The sequence below is a fragment of the Ruminococcus sp. J1101004sp1_RTP21198st1_B9_RTP21198_201120 genome, from assembly GCF_040924245.1.
Classification (GTDB): Bacteria; Bacillota; Clostridia; order Lachnospirales; family Lachnospiraceae; genus Blautia_A; species Blautia_A faecis.
In genome coordinates, this window is sequence record NZ_JBCOMI010000058.1 from 1 (window position 1) to 8,776 (window position 8,776).

Annotated in this window: 8 protein-coding genes and 1 riboswitch; of the genes, 7 read left to right on the plus strand and 1 reads right to left on the minus strand. The window is 45.5% G+C overall.

The features are described from left to right. Nucleotides 1-121 precede the first annotated feature (121 nt). Nucleotides 122-718, minus strand: a complete 597-nt coding sequence (locus tag AB5618_RS20855; protein WP_173719024.1) for an AAA family ATPase — start codon at nucleotides 716-718, stop codon at nucleotides 122-124. Between the two features lie 318 nt (nucleotides 719-1,036). Here AB5618_RS20855 and AB5618_RS20860 point away from each other — a divergent pair, with 318 nt between their 5' ends. The 7 genes from AB5618_RS20860 to AB5618_RS20890 form a co-directional block, all read left to right on the plus strand. Further along, a complete protein-coding gene (locus tag AB5618_RS20860) occupies nucleotides 1,037-1,855 on the plus strand; it encodes a xanthine dehydrogenase family protein subunit M (RefSeq protein WP_173719042.1) in 819 nt (272 codons plus the stop codon). Further along, the gene (locus AB5618_RS20865) at nucleotides 1,845-2,330 is read left to right on the plus strand and encodes a (2Fe-2S)-binding protein (protein ID WP_118584038.1); all 486 of its coding nucleotides are present in this window, start codon (nucleotides 1,845-1,847) and stop codon (nucleotides 2,328-2,330) included. Before AB5618_RS20860 ends, AB5618_RS20865 begins: the two co-directional genes overlap by 11 nt. Next, complete coding sequence (locus tag AB5618_RS20870) at nucleotides 2,327-4,615, plus strand: xanthine dehydrogenase family protein molybdopterin-binding subunit (RefSeq protein ID WP_173771069.1); 2,289 nt, start codon at nucleotides 2,327-2,329, stop codon at nucleotides 4,613-4,615. The genes AB5618_RS20865 and AB5618_RS20870 overlap by 4 nt, the downstream gene beginning before the upstream one ends. A gap of 3 nt (nucleotides 4,616-4,618) precedes the next feature. Beyond that, nucleotides 4,619-5,674, plus strand: a complete 1,056-nt coding sequence (locus tag AB5618_RS20875) for a DUF6077 domain-containing protein (protein WP_173771068.1) — start codon at nucleotides 4,619-4,621, stop codon at nucleotides 5,672-5,674. Between the two features lie 11 nt (nucleotides 5,675-5,685). After that, nucleotides 5,686-6,462: a hypothetical protein gene (locus AB5618_RS20880; RefSeq protein WP_173719020.1), complete on the plus strand. Its 777-nt coding sequence runs from the start codon at nucleotides 5,686-5,688 to the stop codon at nucleotides 6,460-6,462. Nucleotides 6,463-6,523: 61 nt separating this feature from the next. After that, nucleotides 6,524-6,743, plus strand: a riboswitch (Lysine riboswitch). A 158-nt stretch (nucleotides 6,744-6,901) separates the two neighbouring features. Continuing rightward, nucleotides 6,902-8,524: a Na+/H+ antiporter NhaC family protein gene (locus AB5618_RS20885; RefSeq protein ID WP_173719019.1), complete on the plus strand. Its 1,623-nt coding sequence runs from the start codon at nucleotides 6,902-6,904 to the stop codon at nucleotides 8,522-8,524. A gap of 33 nt (nucleotides 8,525-8,557) precedes the next feature. Further along, on the plus strand, nucleotides 8,558-8,776 hold a 219-nt coding region (locus tag AB5618_RS20890), incomplete at its 3' end, for a DUF6783 domain-containing protein (RefSeq protein ID WP_368367034.1).

Here is an 8,776-nt window from a genome sequence, read left to right on the forward strand (position 1 = left end):
CGTTGCGCCGGCGAGTGAGTAATACACATTGTCCAAATGCGTCCGCATTGAAGAACTTTTAATCAACTAAATAGCAAAAAATCACAGCCCCGCCAAAAACGGGGCTGTCTTTCTATACACTTTAGATCAACTTCTTCACCATCTCCACAATCTCTTCCTTCGTCACCCTGCTGCTGTTAATACACAGATCATACTGCAGCATATCCAGCCAGTTAGTATCCGTAAAATACTCATAATAAGCCCGGCGTTCCTTATCCGTACGTTTCACCAGCTTCCTTACACTCTTTTCCTCTCGGCCGGTACGTGCAATCACCGTCTTCACACGGTCTTCAAACGGAGCATAGATAAACAGACTCAGATGCTTATCCTTATTATCCTGTAAGATATAATTGCCACATCGCCCAACGATCACGCAATTCTCTTTTTCGGCTGCCTCCAAAATGATCTTCTTCTGCAGATCGTAAAGCACATCATTCATGGGAACAAAATGGTATTCCGGATTCATCTGCAGCTCGTAATCCACCGGATACAGCCACTGGCTGGCTTTTCTCTCATCTACTCTGGCAAACTCATCAAAAGGAATATTCTTCTCCCTGCTGGCCATTTCGATCAGCTCCTTATCATAGAACTTAAATCCCAGTTCCTCCGCAAGAGCCTTTCCAATAATACGTCCATTACTTCCAAACATACGATTGATTGTTATAACACGGTTACTCATAAACGGCGCCTCCTTTTGTGGTGGATTTGTAAATAATTTTGTTATAAAATAGTTTATGAAAACTATTTTCTGTTCTTTTTCGCATTATAACATAATTGTATGAAAATATCTATATAATTTGCATAAAATCAAAACAAAAAAATATTCTGAATATGTCATTTCGCTGGAAATTTGAACCCTTTCTTGTTATACTAAAAATAGCAATACGATTGCTGTTCACTGCATGTACAGATTGCAGAAAGCCTTTTTCAAACACGCTCTGGAAAAGCGTATTTGGAAAACGATGAACAGTGATACAATATGAGAAAGGAATTGAACATGCTCAAAATAAAAAATTATGTGAAAGCAGAATCTCTGGAACAGGCTTATGAGCTGAACCAGAAGCGGACTGCCTGTGTGCTTGGTGGCATGGTGTGGCTGAAAATGGGTAACCGTGTTGTAACCACAGCCATTGATCTTTCCGGGCTTGGTCTGGATACCATCACAGAAACAGAAAGTGAATTTGTGATTGGCTGTATGACCCCATTGCGGGACCTGGAACTTCATCAGGGACTTCATACATATACGAAAGGTGCCATAAGAGAAAGCCTGCGCCATATTGTAGGCGTACAGTTCCGCAACTGCGCCACTGTAGGCGGAAGTATCTGGGGACGCTTCGGCTTTTCTGATGTACTCACCATGCTTCTGGCACTTGATACAGAGGTGGAACTTTTTAAAGGCGGCAGAGTCTGTCTTTCTGATTTTGTGAAAATGCCAAAAGACAGAGATATTCTGGTACGCATTATCATAAAGAAAACTCCGTTGAAGGTTGCCTATTTAAGCCATCGTAATACCAAGACCGATTTCCCGGTACTGGCATGCTGTATCAGGCTGTCTGAGAATGGCGTGAGAGCGGTTTACGGTGCCCGTCCGGCGAAGGCATTTCTTCTGGAAGACGAAGAAGGTCTCCTTGCAGGCATGGAAACCATGTCTTCGGAAGAGAAGAAGACAGCGGTTCAGAAATTTGCAGACTATGCAGCACGGAAGGTTCCTACCTTTGGAAACATGCGAGGCAGCGCAGAGTACAGAACCCTTCTTGTGAAGGTTCTCACAAGAAGAGCATTAGAAGCAGTGGGAGGTATGACAGATGAAAATTAATTTCTGGCTGAATGGAGCCAAAAAGGAAGCGGAAATCAGTCCTGACACCATGCTTCTGGAGTTTCTTCGAAGCCTTGGCTGCTACAGTGTAAAAAGAGGCTGTGAAACTGCAAACTGCGGTCTTTGCACCGTTTTGGTAAATGACAAGCCAATGCTGTCCTGCAGTGTCCTTGCCGCCCGTATTGACGGCAAAAAGGTCACCACCATGGAGGGACTTCAGGCAGAAGCTGAAGAATTTGGAACTTTTCTTGCCAATGAAGGCGCAGAGCAGTGCGGATTCTGTAATCCGGGATTTATCATGAATGTACTTGCGATGACAAAAGAACTGGAAAATCCAACCGAAGAAGAGATTAAGGAATATCTGGCAGGCAATCTTTGCCGCTGCTCCGGTTTTGTTGGACAGACCAGAAGTATCCTGAAATATCTGGAATATAAGAAAAACGGAAATATCCAGGAGAAGGAGGTGCAGGCATGAGCTATGTAAATAAGTCTTTGCAGAAAAAGGATGCCATGGCTCTGGTGACCGGAAAGCCAGTCTACACAGACGACCTGGCACCAAAGGACTGCCTGATCATCAAGATCTTAAGGAGTCCCTATGCCAATGCCTGGGTGGAAGAGATCAAGACGGACACAGCCATGAAGGTAGAAGGAATGGCACTGATCCTTACCTGGAAAGATGTTCCAAAGAGACGTTTCGCCTCTGCCGGACAGACCTATCCGGAGTTCAGTCCTTATGACAGAATGATCCTGGATCAGCATCTTCGTTTCGTAGGGGATGCAGTGGCAATTGTGGCAGGAGAAACAGAAGCAGCTGTAGACCTTGCCATGAAGCGCATTAAAGTGAAATACCGCGTGGAAACACCGGTTCTTGATATGCATATAGCTAAGGATAATCCGGTTCTGGTCCACCCGGAAGAGGACTGGGAATCCAAGTTCCCGGTTGGTGCAGATAACAAGCGGAACCTTGCAGCAAAAGGCCATGAGGAAATGGGAGATATTGACAAGGTTTTGTCAGAATGCAAATATACAGTAGATGAAGTTTATCACACAAAGGCTGATCAGCAGTGTATGATGGAGACCTTCCGCACATATTGTACCAAGGATTATTTCGGCAGGCTGAATGTGGTTTCCTCCACACAGGTACCGTTCCACCTTCGCCGAATCCTTGGAAATGCCCTTGGAATCCCATCCTCCAGGATCCGCGTGATCAAGCCTCGTATTGGCGGCGGCTTTGGAGCCAAGCAGACAGAGGTCTGTGAAATTTATCCGGCAATTGTTACCTGGATGACAGGACGTCCATCCAAAATCGTTTACAGCCGTTATGAATCTTTAATCTGCGCTTCTCCCCGTCATGAGATGGAAGTACACGTAAAAGTTGGTGCAGATGAGAACGGAATCGTAAAAGGAATTAAAGTAGAGGCGCTTTCCAATGCTGGTGCATACGGAGATCACAGTCCTACAACCATCGGACTTACAGGTCATAAGGCAATTGCCCTGTACCGGAATTTGGAAGCCTATGCTTTTGACTATGAGGTTGTTTACACCAACGTGCAGGCATCCGGTGCATATCGTGGATATGGTGCCACACAGGGAATTTATGCAGTGGAATCCGCTGTTAATGAGCTGGCCCATAAGATGAATATGGATCCTGCAAGGATCCGTGAGTTGAATATGCCAATTGAAGGCGAGCCAATGTATGACTATGATGGAAACCTGACTCATACAGCAAGCTGTACGATGGATCGCTGCCTTGCCCGGGCCAAGGAGATGATCGGCTGGGATGAGAAATATCCATGCCGTGATATGGGAAATGGAAAAGTCCGCGGCGTAGGTCTTGCCATGGCGATGCAGGGCTCCTCTATTGCCAATGTAGACGTGGGAGGCGCAACCTTGAAGCTGAATGAGGACGCATCCTATACACTTTCCCTTGGATGTGCAGATATGGGTACGGGCTGTGATACCATTCTTTCCCAGATGGCAGCCGACTGTCTGGAAACAGAATTTGAGAATATTGTTGCATTTGGTGTGGATACGGATGTTTCTCCATATGACTCCGGTTCTTATGCATCTGCCACTACTTACGCTACAGGCAATGCAGTTATTAACGCCTGCAATGAGCTGAAAAAGAGGATTATTCGGCTGGGTGCTGAAATGCTGGGTGTAAGTCCTGAGGAAGCAGACTTTGATGGAAAGAAAGTCTACGCAAGGGAAAAAGAGGTCAGTCTTCAGGAGATTGCTTATAAGGGAACCTGCGGAAATACCCTGGAAATGCAGGTGACTGCCTCCTATTCTTCCCAGATTTCTCCGCCGCCTTATATGGTTGGGGCAGCAGAGGTGGAAGTAGACAAAGAGACAGGAAATATTGACCTGATCGATTATGTGGCAGTTGTAGACTGCGGAACTCCTATTAATCCCAATCTTGCCCGTGTGCAGACTGAGGGAGGAGTTGCCCAGGGAATCGGTATGGCACTTATGGAGAATGTGCAGTATTCCAAAGAAGGTAAGATTCGTGAGAATTCTTTCATGCAGTACAAGATCCCAAGCCGTGAGGATATTGGAAATATCCGGGTTGAGTTTGAGAGCAGCTATGAAAAGAGCGGTCCTTTTGGGGCCAAGTCCATCGGTGAGCTGGTAATCGATACCCCTTGTCCTGCAATTGCAGATGCGGTTTACAATGCTTCCGGTGTCCGGGTAAGAGAGCTGCCGATCACATCGGAGAAGATTGCCATGGGAATTCTGAAAAAAGAACTGGAGAAATAATATATGGGATTTATTTTTAAGGGGATACTGGCAGTGATCTGGCTGCTGGTAGTTCCCTGCCTGGCAGGGGGATTCTATTTCCGCAGAGAAAAAAGAACCTGCGGTGAATATCTTCTGGCCGGTTATACACTGCTGTTTGCCATTACAGAGCTGCTTTCTCTTACCATGATTTTTACCAAACAGCCGCTTCATGTGCTGACCATTACATATGGCGTGGTGGCTGGTGTACTGGCATTTCTGGGTGCCCGGAGTCTTTATAAGAAGAGGCAGAAGGAAACCGGTGAAGGCGCTGGCACATATTGCGGCAGAAGGATAGAAGCGACTGGAATTTCCCCGGAGCTTGTGGTGGCAGGAATTCTGATTCTGTTCCAGCTTGTCGTTGTGGTGCTTTATGCCCATATGGATGAAGATGATGCTTTTTATGTAGGAACAGCCACTACCGCGGTGGAAACCGATTCTCTTTATGCATATAACCCCTACACCGGAGCCGCTTACAATGTATTGCCAAGCCGTTACATTCTTTCTCCGTTTCCTGCATTTCTTGCTGTGACCAGCCGGTTATGCGGAGGACTTCATCCAGCCATTGTGGCACATACTGTTTTTCCGGCGGTATTTGTTTTTCTGGCATATGTGGTGCTTTTTCAGTACAGCCGCATATTCTTCAAGGGAAAGGCTGGAGAACAGGGGATTTTTATGATCCTTTGTGCCGTGATCCTGTGGTTTTGCGGATATTCGGTATACAATTCGGAAATTTTTACAATGGGCAGGATCTGGCAGGGAAAAGCTGTGCTGGCAGGGGTATTTTTACCATTTTTATTTCTGCTCTGTATGGAGATTTTTATGCAGGAAAAACCGGAATATCCATGGAGCCTGGCTTTTCTGGCAAATGGAGCCTGCTGTCTGTTTTCCTCAATGGGAATCATGCTTGCCCCTCTTCTGATGGGAGTATTTGCTCTGCTTAGTCTGGTGAAATTCAGAGACGGAAGAAGATTCTTAAAGAGTGTAGTCTGCTGTCTGCCATCCCTGATACTTGGCGTGGTATACATTCTGGTATTTTAGGAGGTGGAGAGATGAAACGAGCACTTTTGGCTTCACTGGATGCCTGGCAGAAATACTGGGGGAACGGATTTTATGTCTATTTACTGCTGGCTGCATGTTTGTATTTCCTGGTATTCGGAAGAAAAAAAGAACGATCCAGAATTTTATCCGGCTATATTGTAGTTTTTCTTGCTGTGTTTTTCTGTCCGGTGACTGCTTATATTATACAGAAATGTATAGGACGGTCGGTTTACTGGAGAGTATTATGGATTCTTCCGGCAGTGCCGCTTATAGCTTATGCAGGAACCTGCCTGATAAAAAAGGTGGGAGCTTCCAGACCACGGCAGTACATACTTCTGATTTTTATTGCGGCAGTGCTGGCTTTTTGCGGAACTGGCCTGAATAAAGATGGTTTTTACAAAAAGGTTCAGAATGTACAGAAGATTCCTGATGAGGTAGTAAGCATCTGCAATCTGATCAATGAGCAGAAGGAAGAAAATGAAGAGATTTACCTAGCAACGGATGACAAAATAGCTTCCTATGTGAGAGTTTATGATCCGTCTATCAAAATGCCTTACGGAAGAGGCGGTAAAGGAGCCTCTGGAAAAAAAGCTGCAAGATGGCTCCATAAACAGCTTGTGGCAGAAGTACCGGTGATCAAAAAGGTAGTAAAAAATGCAAAAAGACTGAAATGCAATTACCTGGTTTTCCCTGTTCCAAGCAAAAAGAAGCAGCTGTATATGGAAACAAAAGGGTTCTTACTGATCGGTCAGGTAAATGAGTACGGTATTTTCAAATATTGTGAATAAAAGGGTTGCATTTACAGGAAAAAGCTGATACATTTAGTTTGTGAATAAACTGAATATGGGAAGTTATGATAGAGGCGCAGGCTTCATCAGTAATTTCAGCTGCAGAGACTGGTTGTGTGCAGAGTATGGGCATACGCAGATACAGGCTCTGGGTCGTATGGCAGACTGGCTGGAATGAAAGGGGAGACTGCCGAAGGATTTTTTTCTCAGCCAGGAGAGAAGTTCTGGGCTGACGCAGAATATGCGGCAGACTGTCACTGTTGTGGAGCGCTATCTAAGGTATAGATCCTGTGAAGAATAAATGCCATGAATGTGTCCCCATAATGGGAGTGCATTCATGGCTTTTTGCGTTAAAGAAGAGGAGGCTTTTAAGAAAACGCTCTGACCGGTTTGTGACTGGTCATCTGGTATTCAGGAAAAAAGAGGGAGGAAATCGATAATGAAGTACAATTGTAAAAAGTTGTCTGTTCTTTTTGCAGCTGTTATGATGTTTGTCCTGGCATGTCCGGTGACTATTCTGGCAGCGGCAGAAGAGGAGGCCGGCACACCTGCTGTGTACGCTACTTTCTGGTCATTGATACCGCCAGTTGTGGCAATCGTTCTGGCATTGATCACAAAAGAGGTTTACAGTTCCTTGTTTCTTGGAATTTTAGTTGGAGCACTTCTGTACTCTGGCGGTAATTTTGAGGGAACGGTTAACCATATTTTTTCAGGCGGAATGATCAGTGTGTTATCATCCGGCAGTAACGTAGGTATTCTGGTGTTCTTGGTAATTCTTGGAACTATGGTCTGCCTGATGAACCGGGCTGGAGGCTCAGCCGCTTTTGGACGCTGGGCAGGCAAACACATCAAGACAAGAGTTGGGGCAGAGCTGGCAACCATTTTGCTTGGAGTGCTGATTTTTATTGATGATTATTTCAACTGTCTGACGGTAGGCAGTGTTATGAGACCAATCACAGATCAGCACAATGTATCACGCGCGAAGCTGGCATACCTGATCGATGCCACAGCTGCGCCGGTATGTATCATTGCACCAATCTCATCCTGGGCAGCTGCTGTCAGCGGTTTTGTTCCGGGAGAGGATGGAATGTCCGTGTTTGTAAGAGCTATTCCCTATAACTATTATGCACTTCTTACGATTGTAATGATGGTATCCATGGTTTTGATGAAAGAAGAGTTTGGTGCTATGGGTGTGCATGAGTCCAATGCGTTAAAAGGGGATCTGTTTACCACAGCAGCCCGTCCTTATGCTTCTGGCGAAGGTGATGGACCGGTGAATCCAAGAGGAAAGGTTATGGATCTTCTGATCCCTATCATCTCTTTGGTTATCTGCTGTGTAATCGGTATGATCTATACTGGAGGATTTTTCAGCGGTACAGATTTTGTAACTGCTTTTTCCCAGAGTGATGCTTCTGTCGGACTGGTGCTTGGAAGCTTTTTCGGTCTGGTGATTACCATTCTTCTTTATATGGTGCGCAGAGTGCTGTCCTTCCGCGATTGTATGGCATGCATTCCGGAGGGCTTTAAGTCCATGGTACCGGCAATCTTGATCCTCACTTTTGCATGGACCTTAAAGAGTATGACGGACAGTCTGGGAGCTGCTGAGTTTGTTGCGGAAATGGTGAAGTCTTCTGCAGAAGGACTGGTAAATATGCTTCCGGCTATTATATTCCTGGTAGCCTGCTTCCTGGCATTTGCTACTGGTACTTCATGGGGAACCTTCGGTATTCTGATCCCGATTGTTGTTCATGTATTTGAAAACACACCGGGAGACTTGATGATTATTTCCATCTCTGCCTGTATGGCTGGTGCTGTTTGCGGTGACCATTGTTCTCCGATTTCGGATACGACGATTATGGCCTCCGCGGGAGCTCAGTGTGATCATGTAAATCATGTGTCAACCCAGCTGCCTTATGCCATTGTGGCAGCAGTGGTATCCTTTGTAACTTACATTTTCGCCGGCTTTATCCAGAGCCCACTGTGCCTGATCATCGGTGTAGCACTGATGATGGGAGCTATGTGTGTTGTGAAAATGAAGTTTTCAGATCTGAAAACGGAATAAAGAGGTTTTTCTTATTGGAAAAATAAGAAAAGAATGTGGAAGCCGGGATGGATTTTCCTGTGTAATGCCTGCGGCAGTGTGAAAGAATTTACAGTGTCTGCAGAGTATTGGCGGGGAAATTGTCCTGGCTTTTTTGCATGCTTCTATCTTCTCTGTTGGCCGTTTAATATTCGCTCTAGAGCGTGTTTGAAAAAGGCTTTCTGCAAGATGTGCGTCACAATTTGTGGGAGATTTTGTCCGGATGAAGGCGCC

Bases quoted from the DNA above. Each gene is read 5' to 3' on its own strand.
- AB5618_RS20860 (WP_173719042.1), top strand. From the start codon at position 1,037: ATGCTCAAAATAAAAAATTATGTGAAAGCAGAATCTCTGGAACAGGCT.
- AB5618_RS20885 (WP_173719019.1), top strand. From the start codon at position 6,902: ATGAAGTACAATTGTAAAAAGTTGTCTGTTCTTTTTGCAGCTGTTATG.
- AB5618_RS20880 (WP_173719020.1), top strand. From the start codon at position 5,686: ATGAAACGAGCACTTTTGGCTTCACTGGATGCCTGGCAGAAATACTGG.
- AB5618_RS20870 (WP_173771069.1), top strand. From the start codon at position 2,327: ATGAGCTATGTAAATAAGTCTTTGCAGAAAAAGGATGCCATGGCTCTG.
- AB5618_RS20875 (WP_173771068.1), top strand. From the start codon at position 4,619: ATGGGATTTATTTTTAAGGGGATACTGGCAGTGATCTGGCTGCTGGTA.
- AB5618_RS20865 (WP_118584038.1), top strand. From the start codon at position 1,845: ATGAAAATTAATTTCTGGCTGAATGGAGCCAAAAAGGAAGCGGAAATC.
- AB5618_RS20855 (WP_173719024.1), bottom strand. From the start codon at position 718: ATGAGTAACCGTGTTATAACAATCAATCGTATGTTTGGAAGTAATGGA.